The organism is Microbacterium sp. NPDC078428 (assembly GCF_044542535.1).
Lineage (GTDB): Bacteria > Actinomycetota > Actinomycetes > Actinomycetales > Microbacteriaceae > Microbacterium > Microbacterium limosum.
On record NZ_JBITUP010000004.1, the window covers coordinates 294,819 to 316,663 of the forward strand.

A 21,845-nucleotide genomic window follows, 5' to 3' on the forward strand; every position below is an offset into this window, starting at 1 on the left:
TGACAGGGGAGCGGGGCCGCCACGACCGTCGCAGGGGAGCGAGCGGGCGCGGGATGCCGCGGGCCGCGGCATCCCGCGAACTAAGCTTGACGATCGTGGTCACCCGTCTCTCGCACTACTTCCTCCGCACGCTCCGTGAGGATCCCTCCGACGCCGAGGTCACGAGCCATCGCCTGCTCGTGCGTGCCGGCTACATCCGCCGCCAGGCGCCGGGCGTCTTCGCCTGGCTGCCGCTGGGCCTGAAGGTCAAGGCGAAGATCGAGGCCGTCGTCCGGGAGGAGATGGCGAACGCGGGCGCGTACGAGGTGCACTTCCCGGCGCTGCTGCCGCGCGAGCCCTACGAGCAGACCGGTCGCTGGGAGGAGTACGGCGACGCGCTCTTCCGCCTGCAGGACCGCAAGGGTGCCGACTACCTGCTCGCGCCGACCCACGAGGAGGTCTTCACGCTGCTCGTGAAGGACCTCTACTCGTCCTACAAGGACCTGCCCCTGACGATCTATCAGATCCAGGACAAGTACCGCGACGAGGCGCGCCCCCGCGCCGGCCTCCTGCGCGGGCGCGAGTTCACGATGAAGGACGCCTACTCCTTCGACTACACCGATGCCGGTCTCGACGCGAGCTACCAGGCGCAGCGCGAGGCCTACGAGCGCATCTTCACGCGCCTGGGCCTCGAGTACGTCATCGTGCAGGCGGATGCCGGGGCCATGGGAGGCTCCCGCAGCGAGGAGTTCCTGCACCCCACGCCCGTCGGCGAGGACACCTTCGTGCGCTCCGACGGCGGCTACGCGGCGAACGTCGAGGCGTTCACGACCGTCGCGCCCGAGCCGATCCCGTTCGACGGGCTCCCCGAGCCCGTGATCTACGACTCTCCCGACACCCCCACCATCGCGACGCTGGTCGCCCACGCGAACGCTCACCTCGACGCCCCGGCGGAGGGGGAGTGGACGGCCGCGCACACGCTCAAGAACGTTGTGCTCGCCCTGACGCACCTCGACGGCACGCGCGAGCTCGTCGTGGTGGGTCTGCCCGGCGACCGCGACGTCGACGACAAGCGCGTCGAGGTCGCGTTCGCGCCGGCGGCCGTCGAGGCCGCCACCGAGGCCGACTTCGAGCGGCACCCGCTGCTGGTGAAGGGCTACATCGGGCCCTGGTCGCCGACCGGTCCGCTGCTCGGCGAGGAGTCGGCCACCGGCATCCGCTACGTGCTCGATCCGCGCGTCGTCGACGGCACGTCCTGGATCACCGGAGCGAACGCCCACGAGAAGCACGTGCACTCTCTCGTGGCCGGGCGCGACTTCGCCGCCGACGGGTTCGTCGAGGTCGCCACGGTGCGCGAGGGTGATCCGGCCCCCGACGGCTCGGGCCCCGTGCACCTCGCGCGCGGCATGGAGATCGGCCACGTCTTCCAGCTCGGCCGCAAGTACGCCGAGGCGCTGGGGCTGAAGGTGCTCGACGAGAACGGCAAGCTCGTCACCGTCACGATGGGCTCGTACGGCATCGGCGTGACCCGCATCCTGGCGATCATCGCGGAGCTCAACAACGACGACAAGGGCCTGATCTGGCCCGCATCCGTCGCGCCGTTCGACGTCCACGTCGTCGCGACCGGTCGGGATGCGGTGGCCTTCGAGCTCGCCGCCTCGGTCGCCGACCGGCTCGAAGCGGCCGGTCTCGACGTGCTCTACGACGACCGCGCGAAGGTGTCGCCGGGTGTGAAGTTCGGCGACGCCGAGCTGATCGGCGTTCCGCGCATCCTCATCGTCGGCCGCGGTGCCGCCGACGGCGAGGTCGAGCTCTGGGATCGCCGCACCGGCGACCGCCGGAGCCTGCCGGTGGACGACGCCGTCGCCGAACTGTCCTCCTGACGTGCTCGCCCGGCGTGCCCTGTCGGCGCGCGCTCAAGGACGCGACCTAACATGACGCGGATGAACCCGCCACGCGCCCGTGTCGTGCCGCTGCCGCGGCGCGGTGCCCTGCGGCGGCTCGTGGAACGTGCGCCGGCGTGGGTGGGCGTCGTCGTCGGCACGGCGCTGGTGCTCCTCGGCATCTTCATCGTGATGAGACCGCTCACCTCGCTGTGGGTGCTCGCGGTCTACGTCGGGGTGAGTGCCATCGCGTCGGGGGTCATCGAGCTCGTCTCCCCGCGCGACATCCCCCGAGCATGGAACACGATCGCGTCGAGCGTGTGGATCGTGGGAGGCGCGGTCATCCTCGTCTTCCTCGGCGGCAGCCTCGATCTGCTGCCCGACGTGATCGCGATCCTGCTCGTCGTCGCGGGGCTCGCCGCCGCCGGGGGCGTGTTCCGCGGACGCGTCAGCGAACGGGTCCTCGCCGCCGCGTCGGGCGCCGCGCAGGTCGCGTTCGGAGTGCTCGCCCTGGCCTGGCCCGATGTGACGCTCCTCGTCGTCGCGGTGGTGTTCGGTGTGCGCACGGTCATCTTCGGAGCGTCGCTCGCCCTGCGCGCCGCCCGCCGGGTGCGCGGGCGGTCGGAGCGCATCGGACAGGGTCCGTCCTCGCGCCGCGCACGGATCTGGGGGGATGTCGCGCGCTTCGGGCTGTCCCTGGTGCTGCTGGCGACCGCGGCCGGGTCCTGGGGAGTGAGCACCTGGTTGCAGGAGGGTGCGCCGGTCGTCGACGCCTTCTACGATGCGCCCGACGAACCCCCGAGCGCGCCCGGAACGCTGCTGCGCGACGACGCCTACACGGGCCGCATTCCGCCGGGGGCGGAGGTCCGGCGCATCCTCTACTCCACGACGGACTCGTTCGGACGCCGTGCGCTCGCCAGCGGGATGGTGATCTATCCGGCCGACCGCCCGCCCCGGGCCCTGCCCGTCGTGATCTGGAATCACGGGACGACGGGGGTCGCGCGCGGGTGCGCGCCGAGCCTGATGGACAGCTACGCCACGCGATGGGCGATCCCGAGCGTCAACGAGGCGATCGAACGGGGATGGGCCGTCGTCGCCTCCGACTACACCGGGCAGGGCGCCGAGGGCGTCTTCCCCTACCTCATCGGCGAGGGCGAGGCCCGATCCTCCCTGGACGCCGTGCGCGCCGCGGATCAGATCGAGGGCCTCTGGCTCGGCGACGAAGTCGCGGTGTGGGGGCACTCCCAGGGGGGACACGCCGCCCTGTGGACCACACAGCTGGCGCCGGAGTACGCGCCCGAGTTCGACGTCGTCGGCACGGTCGCGCTCTCACCCGCCGCGGATCCGCTCGCTCTTGCGCAGCAGCTGGGACGTTCGCAGGGGCAGGCGATGCTGTCGGTCCTGATCTCCTGGGTGCTGGTGCCGTACGCCGACACCTACCCCGATGTCGACGTCGACGACTACGTCGCGCCGGGAGGCCGCGCCCTGGTGCGGGAGATGACCCAGCGATGTCCGACGGAGCCCGGCGTGATCGTGTCGGTGCTCGCGGCCCTCGGGGTGTCCGCGGACCGGCCGCTCTACGACGGGGATCTCACGACGGGGGCGCTCGGGGAGCGGCTTGCCCAGAACGCCGCGACCGGTCCGTGGGACTCGCCCGTCCTGATCGCCTGGGGGGAACAGGACGAGGTCATCCCCGCGGCGCTGTACGAGCAGTTCGTCGCCGAGCGGTGCGCCGAGGGGGCGGCCCTCCAGATCCGCCGCCTGGGCGGCGAGGACCACACCGGCGTCATGCTCCCCGGATCGCCGCTGCTTCAGAGCATGATCACGTGGACGCAGGCGCGCTTCGAGGGCATCCCCGTCACGGGCGACGACTGCGGCTGAGCGGTCGTCAGAGGCGGGCGTAGCGCGCGCGGAAGAAGCAGTAGACCGCGTAGGCGATGAGTCCGATGCCGACGGCCGCGACGAGCGCGGTACCGAAGGGAAGGGCCAGGAGCGACTTGATCGCGGCATCCAGGCCGCCCGAAGCGCCGGGGTCCACGGTCACGGCGGCGGTCGTGAGCAGGGCCCCGACCACGGCGAGCGCGACGCCCTTCGCGATGTACCCGACGACGCCCGTGGCGGTCACGACGCGACCCAGGATGCCGCCGGGCGGCGTGATCTTCGGGAGGAAGCCGCGCGTGACGCCCCGGACGACGAAGACGCCGCCGACCACGACCACGCCGACCCCGATCGCTCCGAGGAGGAAGGGGCCTGCGGGCAGTGCGAGCAGCGCCTGACTCATGCTGCGCGTGCTCTCGTCGCCGTCGGGGCGTGCGCCCAGGGCGATCGAGACCGCGGTGGCCGCCAACGACGCGTAGACGATCGCCTTTCCCCATTCGGCGAGCCGACGTCCCCACCGGCGCGCGGTGCTCTCGCCCGACGCGAGGATGCCCTCCGCGATGTACCAGAGCGTCAGGGCCGCGAGCGCGAGAGCGAGGGCCCACAGCGCGACCCCGCCGAGCGGGGCCTGTGCGATCGCACGGAAGGCGCCCTGCTGGTCGCCCTCGCCGGAGCCTCCGAACGCCACGGCGAGCACCACCGCGCCGATCAGCAGGTGGACGACCCCGTTGGCGGCGTAGCCCGCGCGAGCCAGGACACGAACGGCCGGATGGGAGGATGCGGTGCGTGCGAGGCCGTCGGCGGTGTCAGAACCCATCTGCTCAGCGTAGGGCCGCGCCTAGAGGCGCGCGTACCTGGCCCGGAAGAAGCAGAAGACGCCGTACGCGATGAGTCCCGCACCGATGGCGCCGACGACGACGGGGCCCAGGGAGAGCCGCAGCAGTGCGGTGAGGGCCCCGTCGAGCCCACCCGCCGTCTTGGCCTCCCCACGGATCGAGGCGATGACCAGGAGCACTCCGACGGCGGCGAGGGCGACACCCTTCGCGACGAACCCCACGACGCCGATCACGTCGATGGCCGCGCCCAGGGCTCCGTCGGGAACCCGCACCTGCGTGCGATAGCTGCGCCGCAATCCCATCACGAGGAACGAGATCCCGACGGCGCCGACGACGACGGCCGCGGCAGCGAGGACATACGCACCGCCCGGGACCCGGAGCACGCCGCGGCTGACCGCCTCGGTCGCCTCCTCGCTGCTCACACGGGCGCCCATGGCCACGGCCGCGGCGATCCCGCCGATGGCCGCGAAGACGACGCCCTGCCCCCACTGGCCGAAGCGTCGCATCCACCGCCGCAGTGGCGGTGTGCCCCGGACGAGGATCCCCTCCACGATCTTCCACGCCCCGAGCGCCCACAGCGCCACGGCGACCGTCCACAGGACCGCGAAACCGAACGGCATCCCCGCGATGGCACCCAACGCCCCGGACTGGTCTGGCGTGGCGTCGCCGCCGAAGGCGACGATGAGGGCGATGGCGCCGATGAGGAGATGGACGAGACCGCTGGCGCCATACCCCGCTCGGGCGAGCAGGCGGAACCACGTCGTGTCTGCCGCTTCGCGCGCGGCACGCCGGGGCGCCGCGCGGTCCATGGGGACAGCCTATGTTCCTGTCACGGCTGCAACGGCCCGCGGAAGGGAGAAGAAGTCGATCGTGGGGACGATCGGTGTGCGTCCTGCGTGGGGTGCGCGTGACGCGCATCCGGTAACGTAGGGGGGATGTCGTCGCGCCTGACGCGGCGACGAGAGCTGAATAGGGAGGTCATCGTGGATATCGATCTCGGGCTGCTGCGGTCGATCGAGCGGGAGAAGGAAATCCCCTTCGACGAACTGGTGCGGATCATCGAGCAGGCGATCCTGACCGCCTACGCCAAGCACACATCGTCCGTCGGCGAGCTGCCCTCGGGGGCGCGCGCCGAGGTGAACCGCAAGACGGGCCACGTCGCGGTCTTCCTGCCCGTCACGGACGAGGAGGGGGCGGTCGTCGGCGAGGAGGAGACCACTCCCGACGACTTCGGCCGCATCGCGGCCTTCGCCGCGAAGCAGGTCATCAGCCAGCGGCTGCGGGACATCGCCGACGACGCCGTGCTGGGCGAGTTCCGCGGCAAGGAGGGCGACATCGTCGCCGGCGTCGTGCAGCAGGGCCCGAATCCCCGCATGATCCACGTCGATCTGGGAACGATCGAGGCGATCCTTCCGCCCGAAGAGCAGGTCCCCGGCGAGGAGTACCGCCACGGATCGCGCCTTCGGGTCTACGTGACGAGCGTGTCCAGAGGGACCAAGGGGCCCGCGATCACCGTCTCGCGCACCCACCCCGGACTCGTGCGCAAGCTGTTCGCGCTGGAGGTGCCCGAGATCGCCGGTGGGCTGGTGGAGATCGTTTCGCTCGCTCGCGAGTCGGGCCACCGCACGAAGATCGCCGTGAAGGCCAACGACCCCTCGATCAACGCGAAGGGCGCCTGCATCGGCGAACTCGGGCGTCGCGTGCGCGCGGTGACGGAGGAACTCGGCGGCGAGAAGATCGACATCGTCGACTTCGATCCGGAACTGGCCAAGTTCGTCGCGAACGCGCTCTCGCCCGCGAAGGTGACCTCGAGCTTCGTGATCGACGCATCGACGAAGGCCGTGCGGGCGCTCGTTCCCGACTACCAGCTCTCGCTCGCGATCGGCAAGGAGGGCCAGAACGCCCGCCTCGCCGCGAAGCTGACGGGGGCCAAGATCGACATACAGCCCGACAGCGTCCTGGAAGGCGACTGAGCGCACGGCTTCGGTCGCCCAGCCGTGCGTTCCGGGCGAGCTCCGGGGCGGGAGGTGTAGTATGGAAACTGTACGAATGTGCGTCGGTTGCCGCACGCGTGCTCCCCGAACCGCCCTTCTTCGTGTTGTGGCGGAGGATTCGACTCTCATCCCCGACGAGCGTGCGGTCCGGCCGGGACGAGGCGCGTGGGTCCACGACACTCCCGAGTGCGTGGCGAAAGCCATCCAGCGCAGGGCATTCGTACGAGCACTGCGCGCGTCGAGCCCGCTTGACACGCAGACCCTCGAGAAACGGCTGAACGGCTATGGAAACAAAGTGAACGGCTCGAAATGAGACCCGTCCGCGACTAACGGTCTGCCCTGTCTGGGTGGACTCAGACAGGAGAATTTGTGGCTGCCAAACCACGCGTGCACGAGATCGCTTCAGAACTCGGCGTCGACAGCAAGGTCGCTCTGGCCAAGCTGAAGGAACTCGGCGAGTTCGTCAAGAGCCCGTCGTCCACCATCGAGCCCCCCGTGGCTCGCAAGCTCCGCGCCGCGCTGCAGGCCGACGGGTCGCCGCAGGGCGCGTCCTCGGCCCCGGCGCCCGCGCGCCCGGCCGGTCGCCCCGGCCCCGCTCGCCCGGCGCCCGCCCGCCCGAGTGCTCCCGCAGCGACCCCGGCCGCGCCCGCGGCTGAGGCGCCCGCCGCCGCGCCGGTGGCCGATGCCGCACCGACGCCGGCACCCGCTGCGCCCGCCCCCGCGGCCCCCGCGGCATCGGGCCCCGCTCCCTCGGAGACCGCTCCATCCCCGGCATCCCAGGCATCCCCGGCTCCGTCCGCGTCGGGATCCTCGAAGTCCGCTCCGTCCGATTCGGCGCCCAAGCCGGGCGGTCCGCGCCCCGGCGCGCCCCGGCCGGGCAACAACCCGTTCGCCTCGCAGCAGGGGATGGGGCAGCGTCCCTCGGGCCCCCGTCCGGGCAACAACCCGTTCGCCTCGCAGCAGGGGATGGGTCAGCGGCCCACGCCGGGGAACATCCCGCGGCCCCAGGCGCCGCGCCCGGGCGCCCCGCGCCCCGGTGCGCCGCGTCCCGGCGGGGCGGGTCGTCCCGGCGGTGGCGGCGGTCGTCCCGGCGCGCCGTTCCAGCAGCGTCCCGGCGGTCCCGGTCGTCCCGGCGGCGGCGGCCCCGGTGCCGGCGGCGGTGGCTTCGCGGGTCGTCCCGGCGGTGGTTTCGCGGGGCGTCCCGGTGGCGGTGGCGGACGCGGCCGCGGGCCCGGCGGTGGCACCGCCGGTGCCTTCGGCAAGGGAGGCGGCAAGTCCAAGCAGCGCAAGTCGCGCAGGGCGAAGCGTCAAGAGTTCGAGATGAGGGACGCGCCGTCGGTCGGCGGCGTCAACGTCCAGCGGGGCAACGGGCAGATCATCCGCATGCGTCGCGGTGCGTCGATCTCCGACTTCGCGGACAAGATCGAGAACCTCACGGGCTACACGGTGCAGCCCGGCACGCTCGTCACCATCCTGTTCAACCTGGGTGAGATGGCGACCGCGACGGAGTCGCTCGACGAGGCCACCTTCGAGGTCCTCGGCGAGGAGCTGGGCTACAAGATCCAGATGGTCTCGCCCGAGGATGAGGACAAGGAGCTCCTCGAGAGCTTCGGTCTCGACCTTGAGGCGGAGCTCGAGGCGGAGAACGAGGAGGATCTCGAGATCCGTCCCCCCGTCGTCACCGTCATGGGACACGTCGACCACGGAAAGACGCGTCTTCTCGACGCGATCCGCAACGCCAACGTGGTCGCGGGAGAGGCCGGCGGCATCACGCAGCACATCGGCGCCTACCAGGTGTGGACCGAGCACGACGGCGTCGAGCGCGCCGTCACGTTCATCGACACGCCGGGTCACGAGGCCTTCACGGCCATGCGTGCCCGAGGCGCGCAGGTCACCGACCTCGCGATCCTCGTGGTCGCGGCGGACGACGGCATCATGCCTCAGACCGTCGAGGCGCTCAACCACGCGCAGGCGGCCGACGTGCCGATCGTGGTCGCGGTCAACAAGGTCGACAAGCCCGACGCGAATCCCAGCAAGGTGCGCCAGCAGCTCACCGAGTACGGGCTCGTGGCGGAGGAGTACGGCGGCGACGTCATGTTCGTCGATGTCTCGGCCATCAAGGGCCAGGGCATCCAGGAGCTGCTCGACGCGGTGCTTCTGACGGCCGACGCGGGCCTGGACCTCACGGCCAACCCGAACAAGGCGGCCCGTGGTGTGGCGATCGAGGCCAAGCTCGACAAGGGCCGCGGCTCGGTCGCGACCGTGCTCATCCAGTCCGGAACCCTGCGTGTCGGCGACGCGATCGTGGCCGGCACGGCGTTCGGCCGCGTGCGGGCCATGATGGACGAGAACGGCGAGGCCGTCACCGAGGCCGCTCCGTCGCGTCCGGTGCAGGTGCAGGGTCTGAACTCGGTGCCGCGCGCCGGTGACACCTTCCTCGTCACGGAGGAGGACCGTCTCGCGCGTCAGATCGCTGAGAAGCGCGAGGCCGCGGAGCGCAACGCCGCTCTCGCCAAGGCGCGCAAGCGGATCTCGCTGGAGGACTTCACCCGCGCTCTCGAAGAGGGCAAGGTCGAGTCGCTCAACCTCATCATCAAGGGCGACGTCTCGGGTGCCGTCGAGGCGCTCGAGGAGTCGCTGCTCAAGATCGAGGTCGACGACTCGGTTCAGCTGCGCATCATCCACCGCGGTGTCGGTGCGGTGACGGAGTCCGACGTGAACCTCGCGACGATCGACAACGCGATCATCATCGGGTTCAACGTCCGCCCCGACACGAAGGCGCGCGAGCGCGCCGCGCGCGAAGGCGTGGACATCCGCTTCTACTCGGTCATCTACAACGCGATCGACGACGTGGAGCAGTCGCTCAAGGGCATGCTCAAGCCGGAGTTCGAAGAGGTGCAGTCGGGTGTCGCCGAGATCCGCGAGGTGTTCCGTTCCTCGAAGTTCGGCAACATCGCCGGTGTCATCGTTCGCAGCGGAACCATCACGCGCAACGCGAAGGCGCGCGTCATCCGCGAGGGTGTCGTGCTCGCCGATGGCCTGGCCATCGAGTCGCTGCGTCGCTTCAAGGACGACGTCACCGAGGTGCGCACGGACTACGAGGCCGGTATCGGTCTCGGCAAATTCAACGACATCCGGGTCGGCGACGAGATCGAGACCACGGAGATGGTCGAGAAGCCTCGGGGCTGACCCCTGGTATGACGCACAGCGGCGGATGCTTCGGCATCCGCCGCTGTGCGTAGGCTTGAGCAGTTGAGGCGAAGGCCGGGCGCAAGCGCGCCGGGCGGTGAGGAGCAGGAGACATGGTGGATCATGCACGGGCGGCACGGCTGGCCGATCGGATCCGGGTGATCATCGCGGAGCGGCTCGACCGCGGTCTGCGCGACCCCCGCCTGGGCTTCGTCACGATCACGGACGTGCGGGTGACGGGCGACCTGCAGCACGCGAGCGTCTTCTACACGGTGCTCGGCACGGACGAGGAGCGCGCGTCCACCGGTGACGCGCTGCGGTCGGCGACCGGCATGCTTCGCAGCGAGGTGGGTCGTCAGCTGAACGTCCGCCTCGTACCCACCCTGGAGTTCATCGCCGATGCCCTGCCGGAGAACGCCGGGCACATCGAGGAGCTGTTGCGCGAGGCGCGGGAGCGCGATGCGGCCGTCGCAGGGATCGCCGCGACGGCGACCTTCGCCGGCGACGCCGACCCCTATCTGCCGGCGCGCGACGCCGATTCCGACGACTCCGAGGACGACGACGCCTGAGGTCCGCCGCCGGGAAGGCGGATGAGGTCGCCGAAGGCCTCGATGAGTCCGTCGTCGACGAGCGAGACGATCGCTCGGTCGCGCTGCGCCGCGTCGGGCCAGTCGGGGACGACGCGTTCGGTCCTGGCCTCGTGCCTCGGGGCCGCCCGCAGCGCGCGCAGGACGGCCCCCCGCGCCTGCCGGTCGCTGCCCTCGTAGCGCGCCTGCTTCCTCCGCAGGTCTCCCGTGTCGGGCCTGCCCGCACCGACCCACGCGCATGCGTCGAGGAGCGGGCATTCGCCGCATCGCGGAGCGCGTGCCGTGCAGATCACGGCGCCGAGCTCCATCATCGCGGCGTTGAAGACGGCCGACTCGCGGTCGTCTTCCGGCAGGAGCGCGGCCATCGCGGCGAGGTCGCCTCGCGACGGCGGCCCCGGCTGGGATCGTCCCTGCACGGCCCTCGCGATGACCCGCCGTGTGTTCGTGTCGACCACCGGCTCGCGTTTGCCGTAGGCGAAGACGGCGACCGCCCGCGCCGTGTAGTCGCCGATGCCCGTGAGTGCCAGGAGGTGCTCGACATCGTCGGGCACCCGCCCCGCGTGTCGCGTGGCGATCTCGCCCGCGGCGCGGTGCAGCCAGATCGCGCGTCGCGGATAGCCGAGGTTCGCCCATTCCCGGACGGCGTCGGCCGGCGTGGCGGCGGCGAGTGCTGCGGGGGAGGGCCAGGTGCGCAGCCACGCCTCCAGGCGGGGGATGACGCGCGTCACCGGTGTCTGCTGCAGCATGAATTCGCTCACGAGGATTCCCCAGGCGCCGAAGCCGGGTCGTCGCCAGGGGAGGTCGCGGGCGCTGCGTCGGAACCACTCGTTGAGGGCGAGGGGCGGAAGCGGCGCAGGCACGGACGCAAGCCTACGGCGACCCGGCGCGCGTAGGCTGGAGCCCATGCGCCTGCCCGTCACCGCCCGCACGAGTGTGCTGCGGGCGCTGCGCGACGAGGTGCGGGCCCGATGCCCGCGCGGCCGTGTCGTCCTCGCGGTCGACGGCGTCGACGGGTCCGGCAAGACGATCTTCGCCGACGGCTTGGCGGAGGCCTTCGCCGAGGAGGGCACGGACGTCTTCCGTGCATCGATCGAGGGCTTCCACCGCCCCCGAGCGGAGCGTTCGACCCCGGGAGAGGATTCGGGACGGGGCCGATACGAGGATTCCTACGACTACAGCAGCTTCCGCCGGGTGCTGATCGACCCGTTCCGCGAGGGAAGCCGCACCGCGGCATCCATCGGCTTCCAGCTCGCGGCGTGGGATGCGGTGCGCGACGCGCCCATCGAGGCGCGCTGGGTGACGGGGCCCGCGGATGCGGTGCTCGTCGTCGACGGCGTCTTCCTGCATCGCCCGCAGCTGGCGCACATCTGGGACTGGTCGGTCTGGCTCGATACGCCGCCCGATGTCGCCTCCGCGCGGATGGCCCTGCCGGACGGCTCCGATCCGGACCCCGAAGCGCCGTCCAACCGCTACCGTCGCCGAGGTCAGGAGTCGTACATGGCAGAGGTCGATCCGCGCACCCGCGCCGCGGCGGTCATCGACAACACCGACCCCGAGGCCCCGCGCCGCGTCCTCACGGGGAGCGCCTGATGGCGCCGGCTGCCGGGGTGGTGCTGGTCGACAAGGCGGGCGGGATGACGAGCCACGACGTCGTCGCGCGGGCGCGCCGTGCCTTCGGCACCCGCAAGATCGGCCACGCCGGCACGCTCGATCCGATGGCGACGGGCCTCCTCGTGCTCGGGGTCGAAGCCGCGACCCGACTGCTCACCTTCGTCGTGGGTCTCGACAAGACCTACCACGCGACCATCCTGCTCGGCGTGACGACCGACAGCGACGACGCCGATGGCGAGGTCACCGGGCGCGCGGATCCCTCGTCCCTGGACGCCGTCTCCGACGCGGCGATCGCCGCCGGGGTCGCGTCGCTCACGGGACGCATCTCCCAGGTGCCCAGCCGCGTGTCGGCGATCAAGGTGGCCGGACGGCGCGCCTACGACCTCGCTCGGGCCGGCGAGGACGTCGTGCTCGAGGCCCGCGAGGTCACGGTCTCCCGGTTCGATGCGGGTGCCGCACGGCGGGTTCCCGACGGCATCGAGCTGGACGTCGTCGTTGACTGCTCCAGCGGTACGTACATCCGCGCGCTCGCCCGTGACCTCGGCGCCGCCCTCGGGGTCGGCGGCCATCTGACGGCGCTGCGCCGGACCCGTGTCGGGGCCTTCTCGGTCGACGATGCCGTGCGGGTCGACGCTCTGGACTCGGCGGTCCCGATCGATCCCGCCACGGTCGGCGCCCGGGTGCTGGGCCGCCTGGACGTGTCCGCCGAGGAGGCGCGCGATCTGCGGCAGGGCAAGCGCCTGGCGGGCGCGTCGAGCCGCCTGGGGGGAGGCCCGCGGGCCGCGATCGATCCGGCCGGGTTGCTCGTCGGAGTGGTCGAGGCGCGCGGATCCGACATCAAGAGCGTCATGAACCTGCCCGATCCGGGGCGGGCGACGAGCGGGACGGGAGAGCCGGGATGATCCTGGGAGTGACCATCGCACAGGTCGCGGTGGCGGTCGTGGCGGGGCTGCTGTGCGTCATCGCCGGCCTGGCCGGGCGACGACCGAGCGATCTCACGGTGGGGTCGCTCGCGCTGATCGAGGTGCTTCTGATCGTCCAGGTGGTGATCGCGATCATCGCGCCCCTCGCGGGGAACCCGCCCACGGGCAGCATCCTCGAGTTCTGGGTGTATCTCGTCTCGGCGGTGCTGCTGCCGCTGGGAGGCGTCGCGTGGGCGCTCATCGAGCGCAGTCGGTGGAGCACCGTGATCATGGGGATCGTCGCGCTCTCCGTCGCGGTCATGGTGTGGCGCATGCACGTCATCTGGACGGTGCAGGTCGCGTGATCGGGCGGCGGATCGCACGCGGGATCCGGCCTAGGATTGACCCGTCATGACCTCGTCCCACCCCTCCCGCCGCATGACCGGCGTCGGCCGCGTCCTCGTCATCGTCTACGCCGTCATGGCCCTCGCCGCCACGGGCCGCTCGTTCGTCCAGATCGCCGAGCGCTTCGAGGAGGCGCCGCTGGCGTACTCCCTCTCCGCCGCGGCCGCCGTCGTCTACATCGTCGCCACGCTGGCGCTGATCTTCGCGGGTACTCGGGCCTGGTACCTCATCGCCTGGGTCGCGATCGGCTTCGAGCTGGCCGGCGTGATCGTCGTGGGCACCCTGAGCCTCACGCTGCCCGAGCTCTTCCGGCATCCGAGCGTCTGGTCCGTCTTCGGCTACGGGTATCTGTTCATCCCGCTCGTACTGCCGTTCTTCGGTCTGTGGTGGCTCGTGGCGCACCCGCCGCGAACGAGCCGCGTCCCCGGGGCGCAGCTGACGGCGGCGGGCTCGTGATCCTCTTCCACGACCCCTCCGAGGTGCCTGCCGACTTCGGGGAGACGGTCGTCGCGATCGGGAAGTTCGACGGGCTCCACGCGGGTCATCGTGCCATCATCGAGCGCATGCTGGTGGATGCCGCGGGCACGGGCGCCCGCACCGTCGCGGTGACGTTCGACCGCAATCCGCTCGCGATCCTCGCTCCGGAGAAGTGTCCGCCCTCGCTCCTCGGCGTGACGCAGAAGGCCGCGCTGCTGGCGGAGACGGGTATCGATGCCACGCTCATGCTCCGATTCGACGAGACGCTCGCGGCGCAGCCCGCGGAGGAGTTCGTGCAGAGCGTGCTCGTCGAGGCGCTCCGGGCGCGTACGGTTCTCGTCGGAACCGACTTCCGCTTCGGTCGCGGGGGGAAGGGCGACGTCGCCCTTCTGCGCCGCATGGGCGCCGAGGCCGGCTTCGCCGTGGACGAGATCGCCGATATCCGAAGCGTCCACGGCCGGCGCGTCTCCTCGACGTGGATCAGGGAGCTGCTCGCGGCGGGCGACGTCGCCGATGCGGCCAAGCTGCTGGGCCGCCCGAGCTCCGTCTGGGGCGAGGTCGTGCATGGCGCCAAGCGCGGTCGCGAGCTGGGCTATCCCACCGCCAACCTCACTCCGGAGCTCGAGGGCTTCGTGCCGGCGGACGGCGTTTACGCGGGGTGGCTCGTGGACGGAACCTCCGCCCACCGCGCGGGATCGCGCGTGCGCTATCCGGCGGCCATCTCGGTGGGGGACAACCCCACGTTCGACGACGTGACCCGCCGCCAGGTCGAGGCATACGTGCTCGACCGGGAAGGACTGGACCTCTACGGCCACGAGGTCGAGGTTCAGTTCGTCGAGCGGATCCGCGGGATGGTGGCCTTCCGCGGCCTCGACGCGCTCAAGGTCCAGATGGCGGACGACGTCGTCCGAGCCCGCGAGGTGCTGGCGGCGCCCTGCCGCTAGTACGAGCTCTCGTCGGTGCGAGCGCTCGCCTCGGCGCCCGAGAGACGGGCGGCGAGCTCGCCGAGGATGGTCGCGCTCGCGCTCGTGCCCAGGCGCGTCGCGCCCGCGTCGAGCATCGCGAGAGCGGTGTCGAGCCCGCGCACGCCTCCGGAGGCCTTGACCTGCACGGTGTCCCCGACCGTGCGTCGCATCAACGCGACGTGCGCGGCCGTCGCGCCGCCGCCCGCGAATCCGGTCGACGTCTTCACGAAGTCGGCGCCCGCCTCCTCCGCGAGGCGGCTGCCGCGGGAGATCTGCTCCTCGTCGAGGAGGCTGGTCTCGAGGATCACCTTCAGCACATGCTGGCCCGCCGCCTCCTTCACGGCGGCGATGTCCTGCACGACCTCCTCGTCGAGACCCGATCGCAGCGCGGCGATGTTGATCACCATGTCGAACTCGACGGCGCCGTCGGCCGCGGCCTGCGCGACTTCCGCGACCTTCGCGGCCGTCGAGGTGGTGCCGTGCGGGAAGCCGATGACGGTGCCGACGGCGACGCCGCTGCCCTCGAGCCGGGCGACGGCGTAGGCGATGTCGGAGGGGCGCACGCAGACGCTGAACACGCTCCACTCGGCGGCCGTGTCGAGCTCGGCATCCACCTCTGCGCGGGTGAGTTCGGGCTTGAGGATCGCGTGGTCGATCGTGGCAGCGAGCTGCTCCTGCGTGATGTCCGTGGGCATGCGTCAAGCCTACGTCGCGGGGCCAGGCCCGGGCAGTCCGCCGGAACGAGGGTGTGCGAGCGGAAAATATAACGAACGCATAACGGTGTGTGTAATCTGGCACGACGTAGACGACGACGTCACCGTGGAGGACACGCCCGATGCCCGAACCTGCCGTATCCGCCCGCACCGAGCGGCTGCCCGCACTCATCGTGATGTGCGTCCTCGTCGTTGCGGGGGTCCTCGTCGCGACGCTCGGCGCCTCCCGCGCCCCCGTGACCGCCAGCGAGCTGCTCGGCGAGGCGCGCGACCCGGGCGACGCCGCCTTCATCGCGGCGCACCGGGGTGATTCCGAGGGGGCGCCCGAGAACACGATGCCCGCCGTGCGCGCGGCGATCGCCTCGGGGTACGAGTACGTCGAGGTGGACATCGCCCTCACCGCCGACGGTCACGCCGTGCTCATGCACGACGCGACCGTCGATCGGACGACGGACGGCCGGGGCGCCGTGGCCGAGTCGACCCTCGCCCAGATCAGGGGGCTGGATGCCGGGTCGTGGTTCGGGCCCGACTTCGCCGCAACGCCCGTGCCGACGGCGGAGGAGTTCCTGGCCGAGCTGGCGTCCTCCTCCCTGCGCGCTCTCGTGGAGCTGAAGGGGGAGTGGGATGCCGACTCCGTCGCCTCGCTCGTCGCGACGATCGCCCGGCACGGCCTCGAACGCCGGGTCGCGGTCGCGAGCTTCGACGCCCGCACCCTCGCGCTCGTCGCCTCCCAGAACACGGTGATCTCGCGGCTCGCCATCCTCCGCCAGCTGCCCGACGACGTGGTCGGCGCAGCGCGCGCCCTCGGGGTGCGGGGGGTGATCGCGGCGGGACGCGAGGTGCTGGAGCGGCCCGAGGTGATCGACGAACTGCACGCGGCGGGGATGCGGGTGGTCGTCTACACGTTCAACGACGACGGGAAGTGGCGCGAGGCCCTGCGGGCGGGGGTCGACGGCATCGTCACCGATGTCCCGGCGCGCCTCGCGGACTGGCTCTCGGAAGAGGTATCCGAACCTCGGTGAGATCGGGCGACCCCACCGAGCCGACCCGCGTGACTAGGCTCGGACGCGTCGCCCGCGTCGAGAGGATCGCATGTCCGCCCGCAGCCTGCCCGCCCGTGCCCTTGCTCTGTTCGGAACCGCGTCGGTCGCCGCCCTGCTGCTCGTCGGCTGTGTCGCCCAGCCGACCCCCGTGCCCACCAGCACGGGCGACCCGTCGCCCGACCCGTCGACGGCGACGCCCGACCCCTCGCACAGCGCGTCACCCGAGGCATCCGCCGACATCGAGATGCCCGCATCGTGCGAGGACATCTACTCCGCCGGCATGCTCGCGCTGCTCGAGGAGCAGAACCCGCCGCTGAACGATCCGGGCGTGACGATGCACGCGACCCAGGTCGTGACGGCCCTCGAGATCATCGAATCCGGTGCCCCGACGCTGCGCTGCTCCTGGGGCGTGCCGAGCGAGGTGGGTCTCGCGACGAACGTCACGGTGGTCGACGCGTCGCAGGCGGCCCTCGTGCGGGAGGCGCTCTCGACCGAGGGCTTCACATGCGCCGATGACGAGGCCGGCACGCGTTGCGCCCGGTCGGGTGAGGATGAGATCGCCGCCTTCGGGGAGACGCACCACCTCCACGGCAATGGCTGGGTCGCGACGCGCTGGATCAACTTCGATCCTCCCGGTTACACCGACGACGTCGTCGCCACGCTCTGGGGCTGATCCCGCGCGCCGACGCTCGTCGGAATACGCCGCATACGCAGGACGTTATGCGGCGAGCGGCCCGTGGCGTAGACTGAGGCGAGGGAGCGGCATCCGCACCCACAGGGGACCATCGGAATCGAGCGTCGAGGCACGCCTTCCGGCGCAGGATCGAGGTCCCATCCCGCGGTCGTCCTCGCGCGGGCCCTCGCACGCAGCCGCGGCGAGCGTCGCCCGAGGCGCAAGGCGCATCCATCGCCCGCGGGACGCCACGCCCGTCGTCGGTTTCCGACGTCAGAACCGCCGGATCGACCGGCGCACACGCTCAGGAGGAGCATGCCGAGCACGGCACAGGCGCAGCTACAGCGGCGCCGCAAGCAGTCGTCCGCACGTCGCGATGACGACGCCCCCCTCATCCCGATCCTCGCCCGCAAGGTTCGCGAGGTCGAGGCGAAGGCCCAGCGCGGCAAGCTGGGGCCCACCAACCGGGTCAAGTTCCAGGTCATCGCGTTCCTCGTGCGCGAGGAGCGCGCCCGTGTGAAGGCCGACACGTCGGTGTCGGATGCCGTCCGCGGCGAACTGCTCAAGCGCCTCGACGGGGTCGCGACGATCCTCGCCAAGACGGCGGCGCGCGACACCTCGCTCATCCAGCTCCTCGAAGTCGACCAGGCCACGTCTCCGGTCGCGCGCCGGATGCGCCGCGACTGGCTGCTGGAGTCGGGAGCAGAGCTGGCCGCAGACGAACTCATCATCACCGACGTCGCCCCGGTGGCGCAGCCGGTCGTTCCGACCGCCCTCGCGGAGCGGCAGGTGACCCCGCCGGCGATCGAGTCGCGCCAGATGGCCAATCCCTTCCTCGCGCCCGACCTCTCCCGTCCGATCCGGCGGGAGAACCCGCGGCGGCGACTGGACGGCTGGGAGCTCATGGGCCCGCTCTACAAGGCTTTCGAGACCGGCGCCGGCGGGGGCGCGGCATCCATGGATCTGCCTCCCCTGCCGGAGTTCGACAGGCTCTCGCCCCGAGGACGCGAGGTCATGGCCCACCAGTCGCGCTTCCTGGAAGCCGTCCGGGAGGGGCACCGCACCTTCCTCCTCGCCGACGAGCCCGGACTGGGCAAGACGGCGCAGTCGCTGCTCGCGGCATCCGTCGCCGACGCGTATCCGCTGCTGGCGGTCGTGCCCAACGTCGTGAAGATGAACTGGGCGCGCGAGGTCGAGCGCTGGACTCCGCACCGCCGCGCGACGGTGATCCAGGGCGATGGCGCGGACATCGACGCGTTCGCCGACGTGTTCATCGTGAACTACGAGATCCTCGACCGGCACCTGTCCTGGTTGAGCTCGATCGGCCTCAAGGGCATGGTCGTCGACGAGGCGCACTTCATCAAGAACCTGTCCTCGCAGCGCTCGCAGAACGTGCTGGCGCTCGCCGGACGCATCCGGGAGGCCACGCCCGGGGGAGACCCGCTGCTGCTCGCCCTCACCGGGACGCCGCTCATCAACGATGTTGAGGACTTCGACGCGATCTGGCGTTTCCTCGGCTGGACGAACGGGGAGAAGCCGGGTCCCGAGCTCATGGAGAAGCTCGACGCCACCGGTCTGACCCCCGCCGACAAGGCCTTCTATCCCGAGGCGCGCGATGCCGTCATCTCCATGGGCATCGTGCGGCGCAAGAAGAAGGATGTCGCGGCCGACCTGCCCGACAAGCTGATCGCCGACCTGCCCGTCGAGCTCGACGACGAGTACGGACGCTCGATCCGCCATGCCGAGCGGGAACTCGGGGAGCGGCTCGCGGCCCGATACCGGCGCATCGTGGAGGCACGTGGCGCGAGCGGCCGGGGGGCGAGCGTGGGCGGCGAGATCGACGAGGACATCGTCCGCCTCGTCGCGCAGAACGAGCTCGACGAGTCCAAGGCCGCCGGCTCCGGTTCCGAGAACGTCTTCACGATGGTGCGACGCATCGGTCAGGCGAAGGCGCAGCTCGCCGCCGACTACGCCGTGCAGCTGCAGCGGTCGGTGGGGAAGGTCGTCTTCTTCGCCAAGCACATCGACGTCATGGATGCCGCCGAGGCCCACTTCGCGGCATCCGGTCTTCGCACGGTGTCGATCCGCGGCGACCAGAGCGCACCCGTGCGGCAGCAGGCGATCGACGACTTCAACACCGACGAGGGTGTGGGGATCGCCGTCTGTTCGCTCACGGCCGCGGGCGTGGGACTGAACCTGCAGGCGGCGTCGAACGTCGTCCTCGCCGAGTTGTCGTGGACGGCCGCGGAGCAGACCCAGGCCATCGACCGGGTGCACCGCATCGGTCAGGACGAGCCCGTGACGGCGTGGCGCATCATCGCGGCGCACACGATCGACACCAAGATCGCCGAGCTGATCGACTCCAAGCAGGGCCTCGCGCTCCGCGCGCTCGACGGCGTCGCGGTCGAGCCGGGCTCGAGCGACTCGGTGCAGCTGAGCGCGCTCATGCACCTCACGCGGCGCTCGCTCGGCGGCGAGTGACGCCGCTCTCGACGGCGTGCCCAGCAGGGTCTGCGGGGGCGCCGTCGGCCCGTGTGGCACGCTCGGTCATCCGGCGATAGTGTCGGACAGGCAGCGTCGCCGGTAATCCGTACCCCACAGCAAGGACTCCCATGAAGATCGGCATCCTCACCAGCGGCGGCGACTGCCCCGGTTTGAACGCGGTCATCCGGGGAGTGGTGCTGAAGGGGACGACGACGTACGACCTCGAGTTCGTCGGCATCCGCGACGGCTGGCGCGGCGTCGTCGACGCCGACTTCTTCCCCCTCACCCGCCACGAGGTGAAGGGCCTGTCGAAGGTGGGCGGCACGATCCTCGGCACGAGCCGCACGAACCCGTACGACGGACCGCGCGGCGGGGCCGAGAACATCGCGAAGACGCTGTACGGCCACCGCATCGACGGCATCATCGCGATCGGCGGCGAAGGCACGCTCGCCGCCGCCGACCGGCTCTCCAAGGACGGCATCAACGTCCTCGGTGTGCCCAAGACGATCGACAACGACCTGCGGGCCACCGACTACTCGTTCGGCTTCGACACCGCAGTCAACATCGCCACCGATGCCATGGACCGCCTGCGTACGACGGGCGACTCGCACCAGCGCTGCATGGTGGCCGAGGTCATGGGACGCCACGTGGGCTGGATCGCCCTTCACGCCGGGATCGCGGCGGGGGCGCACGTCATCTGCATCCCCGAGGTGCCCCTCTCGATCGACGACATCTGCGCGCAGGTCACGAGCGCGCACGACCGCGGTCGCGCGCCGCTCGTCGTCGTCTCCGAGGGCTTCACGCTCACGGGGATGGACGAGGCGTACTCCGACAAGGGGCTCGACGCCTTCAACCGGCCGCGGCTCGGCGGCATCAGCGAGGTGCTGGCGCCCGAGATCGAGCGGATCACGGGCGTCGAGACCCGTGCGACCGTCCTCGGCCACATCCAGCGCGGCGGTTCGCCCTCCGGCTTCGACCGCGTGCTCGCGACCCGCCTGGGGCTGCACGCGGCGGATGCGGTGGTCGACGGCGCCTGGGGCCAGATGGTGGCGATGCGAGGTACCGAGATCGTGCGCGTGCCGTTCGTCGACGCGCTGGGCGAGCTCAACACCGTGCCGCGCCACCGCTACGACGAGGCCGCCGCGCTCTTCGGCTGAGTCGCCGAGAACAGGAAAGTCGCCCAAGACAGGACGACGGGCCGGAGAACGTCCTGTTCCGGGCCGATCTCCTGCCCCATCGGGTCACTTCGACGGTCGCCCCGCGAGATGGAGACCCTGGGCGATGGCCATCGAGATCGTCTCGATCACATACGCCGGATCGAAGAGCACCTGCTGATAGTCGAAGCGCAGGATCGTGTATCCGCGCAGTACGAGCCGTGCATCGGCACGGAGGTCGCGGCGGCGGTCGCGGGCAGAACTGTGATGCGCGAATCCGTCCAGCTGAATCCCCAGTCGGTCGCCGATCAGAGCGTCCAGAGGATGTCCGTCGACCCACACCTGCTGGCGCACCGTCACGCCGATGCTCGCCATGAGCTCCCGGAAGACCGTCTCGATGCCGGAGTCGGACAGCGCGGGGGCCGCGGCCGACAGGGCGGAGGCGGCGGTGCTCCGCCACACGACCCGCGAAAGCGTCGCCGAGTCCACGACCTTTCGATTCAGCGCGGACTCCCACACCGCCAGAGCATCCAGCCTGGGCACGCAGCGCGCGATGTGGAAGAGCACGTTGAGGATCGGCTCGGTCGCGCTGGTGCGCGCGACGGGGGCCGGACCCGTCGCGTAGTGGAGACGCATGCCCGCACTTTCCAGGCGCGAGGCCGTGGCGGAGACGGCGACGTGGATCGTCTGATGCTCCGGCGTCCACAGGCCGCATTCGGCTGCCGCGCTCAGGCACGTGAGACGTCCGCCGACGGATGCCGCGGCATGCCGCCACGGGGACGCGCTCGGACCGACGAGCCACGAGCGCCGCACGCGGCTCGCGGCGCCGTGTAGGACGGCGACGTCGATGTCGTATTTCGAGAATCCGGCGACCCGGGCCGTGCGCGTGTGAGCGACGCCGCCCTGAGCCCGGAGCCAGGCGGTGAATTCCGAAGGATCGAGCATGCTGCAACTGTCGCGTCGATGGCGCGTCAGGGCGGTGACGGCCGACGGTTCTGTGGACGGCTGCAGCACAGCCGGGTTGGGGATATGCACTCGCGCGACCGGCGAGCGGGTGCAGGTGAACGGCTGG

At 71.3% G+C, this 21,845-nt stretch carries 20 protein-coding genes; 15 read left to right on the forward strand and 5 right to left on the reverse strand.

All coding sequences use genetic code 11. The features are described from left to right. Nucleotides 1–95 precede the first annotated feature (95 nt). Together ACIGCK_RS09850 and ACIGCK_RS09855 are read left to right on the forward strand one after the other, a co-directional pair. A complete protein-coding gene (locus ACIGCK_RS09850) occupies nt 96–1,862 on the forward strand; it encodes a proline--tRNA ligase (RefSeq protein ID WP_396665725.1) in 1,767 nt (588 codons plus the stop codon). Nucleotides 1,863–1,922: 60 nt separating this feature from the next. Continuing rightward, nucleotides 1,923–3,743, forward strand: a complete 1,821-nt coding sequence (locus tag ACIGCK_RS09855; RefSeq protein WP_396665726.1) for a lipase family protein — start codon at nt 1,923–1,925, stop codon at nt 3,741–3,743. A 7-nt stretch (nt 3,744–3,750) separates the two neighbouring features. On the opposite strand, the gene ACIGCK_RS09860 is transcribed toward ACIGCK_RS09855, so the two are convergent. Then, nucleotides 3,751–4,557 carry a DUF1206 domain-containing protein gene (locus tag ACIGCK_RS09860; protein WP_396665727.1) on the reverse strand — a complete coding sequence of 269 codons (807 nt, stop codon included), beginning with the start codon at nt 4,555–4,557 and terminating at the stop codon, nt 3,751–3,753. 21 nt (nt 4,558–4,578) lie between these two features. Continuing rightward, a complete protein-coding gene (locus ACIGCK_RS09865; protein WP_396665728.1) occupies nt 4,579–5,385 on the reverse strand; it encodes a DUF1206 domain-containing protein in 807 nt (268 codons plus the stop codon). A gap of 174 nt (nt 5,386–5,559) precedes the next feature. Here ACIGCK_RS09865 and nusA point away from each other — a divergent pair, with 174 nt between their 5' ends. The 4 genes from nusA (at nt 5,560) to rbfA (ending at nt 10,328) form a co-directional block, all read left to right on the forward strand. Then, on the forward strand, nt 5,560–6,549 hold the full coding sequence (nusA, locus tag ACIGCK_RS09870; RefSeq protein ID WP_330172021.1) for a transcription termination factor NusA: 990 nt from the start codon (nt 5,560–5,562) through the stop codon (nt 6,547–6,549). Between the two features lie 76 nt (nt 6,550–6,625). After that, entirely contained in the window at nt 6,626–6,883 is a 258-nt protein-coding gene (locus ACIGCK_RS09875) for a YlxR family protein (protein ID WP_396665730.1), read from the forward strand. Between the two features lie 56 nt (nt 6,884–6,939). Further along, a complete protein-coding gene (gene infB / locus ACIGCK_RS09880; RefSeq protein WP_396665731.1) occupies nt 6,940–9,759 on the forward strand; it encodes a translation initiation factor IF-2 in 2,820 nt (939 codons plus the stop codon). A 113-nt stretch (nt 9,760–9,872) separates the two neighbouring features. Then, nucleotides 9,873–10,328 (forward strand): 30S ribosome-binding factor RbfA, encoded by a 456-nt coding sequence (rbfA, locus tag ACIGCK_RS09885; protein ID WP_396665732.1) that lies wholly within the window; start codon nt 9,873–9,875, stop codon nt 10,326–10,328. Here the strand turns inward: rbfA and ACIGCK_RS09890 are convergent. Next, complete coding sequence (locus ACIGCK_RS09890; protein WP_396665734.1) at nt 10,274–11,206, reverse strand: A/G-specific adenine glycosylase; 933 nt, start codon at nt 11,204–11,206, stop codon at nt 10,274–10,276. The two genes, rbfA and ACIGCK_RS09890, sit on opposite strands and share 55 nt — an antisense overlap. A gap of 43 nt (nt 11,207–11,249) precedes the next feature. Here ACIGCK_RS09890 and ACIGCK_RS09895 point away from each other — a divergent pair, with 43 nt between their 5' ends. The 5 genes from ACIGCK_RS09895 to ACIGCK_RS09915 are packed head-to-tail and all read left to right on the forward strand — an operon-like array spanning nt 11,250 to nt 14,685. Then, entirely contained in the window at nt 11,250–11,936 is a 687-nt protein-coding gene (locus ACIGCK_RS09895) for a uridine kinase (protein WP_396665736.1), read from the forward strand. Continuing rightward, nucleotides 11,936–12,859, forward strand: a complete 924-nt coding sequence (gene truB, locus ACIGCK_RS09900) for a tRNA pseudouridine(55) synthase TruB (protein WP_396665738.1) — start codon at nt 11,936–11,938, stop codon at nt 12,857–12,859. The genes ACIGCK_RS09895 and truB overlap by 1 nt, the downstream gene beginning before the upstream one ends. Beyond that, entirely contained in the window at nt 12,856–13,224 is a 369-nt protein-coding gene (locus ACIGCK_RS09905) for a hypothetical protein (RefSeq protein WP_396665739.1), read from the forward strand. Before truB ends, ACIGCK_RS09905 begins: the two co-directional genes overlap by 4 nt. Nucleotides 13,225–13,270: 46 nt before the next feature. Further along, nucleotides 13,271–13,720, forward strand: a complete 450-nt coding sequence (locus ACIGCK_RS09910) for a hypothetical protein (RefSeq protein ID WP_396665741.1) — start codon at nt 13,271–13,273, stop codon at nt 13,718–13,720. Continuing rightward, nucleotides 13,717–14,685: a bifunctional riboflavin kinase/FAD synthetase gene (locus ACIGCK_RS09915; RefSeq protein WP_330169806.1), complete on the forward strand. Its 969-nt coding sequence runs from the start codon at nt 13,717–13,719 to the stop codon at nt 14,683–14,685. Before ACIGCK_RS09910 ends, ACIGCK_RS09915 begins: the two co-directional genes overlap by 4 nt. Here the strand turns inward: ACIGCK_RS09915 and deoC are convergent. Next, nucleotides 14,682–15,401: a deoxyribose-phosphate aldolase gene (gene deoC, locus ACIGCK_RS09920; protein ID WP_396665743.1), complete on the reverse strand. Its 720-nt coding sequence runs from the start codon at nt 15,399–15,401 to the stop codon at nt 14,682–14,684. The two genes, ACIGCK_RS09915 and deoC, sit on opposite strands and share 4 nt — an antisense overlap. Before the next feature lie 140 nt (nt 15,402–15,541). On the opposite strand from deoC, the gene ACIGCK_RS09925 reads away from it, so the two are divergent. From ACIGCK_RS09925 to ACIGCK_RS09940, 4 genes are all read left to right on the forward strand, one after another. Then, entirely contained in the window at nt 15,542–16,441 is a 900-nt protein-coding gene (locus ACIGCK_RS09925) for a glycerophosphodiester phosphodiesterase (RefSeq protein ID WP_396665745.1), read from the forward strand. Between the two features lie 70 nt (nt 16,442–16,511). After that, nucleotides 16,512–17,135 (forward strand): hypothetical protein, encoded by a 624-nt coding sequence (locus ACIGCK_RS09930; RefSeq protein ID WP_330169803.1) that lies wholly within the window; start codon nt 16,512–16,514, stop codon nt 17,133–17,135. 315 nt (nt 17,136–17,450) lie between these two features. After that, the gene (locus tag ACIGCK_RS09935; RefSeq protein ID WP_396665746.1) at nt 17,451–19,616 is read left to right on the forward strand and encodes a DEAD/DEAH box helicase; all 2,166 of its coding nucleotides are present in this window, start codon (nt 17,451–17,453) and stop codon (nt 19,614–19,616) included. Nucleotides 19,617–19,747: 131 nt separating this feature from the next. Continuing rightward, a complete protein-coding gene (locus ACIGCK_RS09940) occupies nt 19,748–20,776 on the forward strand; it encodes a 6-phosphofructokinase (RefSeq protein ID WP_330169801.1) in 1,029 nt (342 codons plus the stop codon). Nucleotides 20,777–20,860: 84 nt separating this feature from the next. Here ACIGCK_RS09940 and ACIGCK_RS09945 read toward each other — a convergent pair whose 3' ends face one another. Then, nucleotides 20,861–21,718, reverse strand: a complete 858-nt coding sequence (locus tag ACIGCK_RS09945) for an endonuclease domain-containing protein (RefSeq protein WP_396665748.1) — start codon at nt 21,716–21,718, stop codon at nt 20,861–20,863. Between the last annotated feature and the right edge of the window lie 127 nt (nt 21,719–21,845).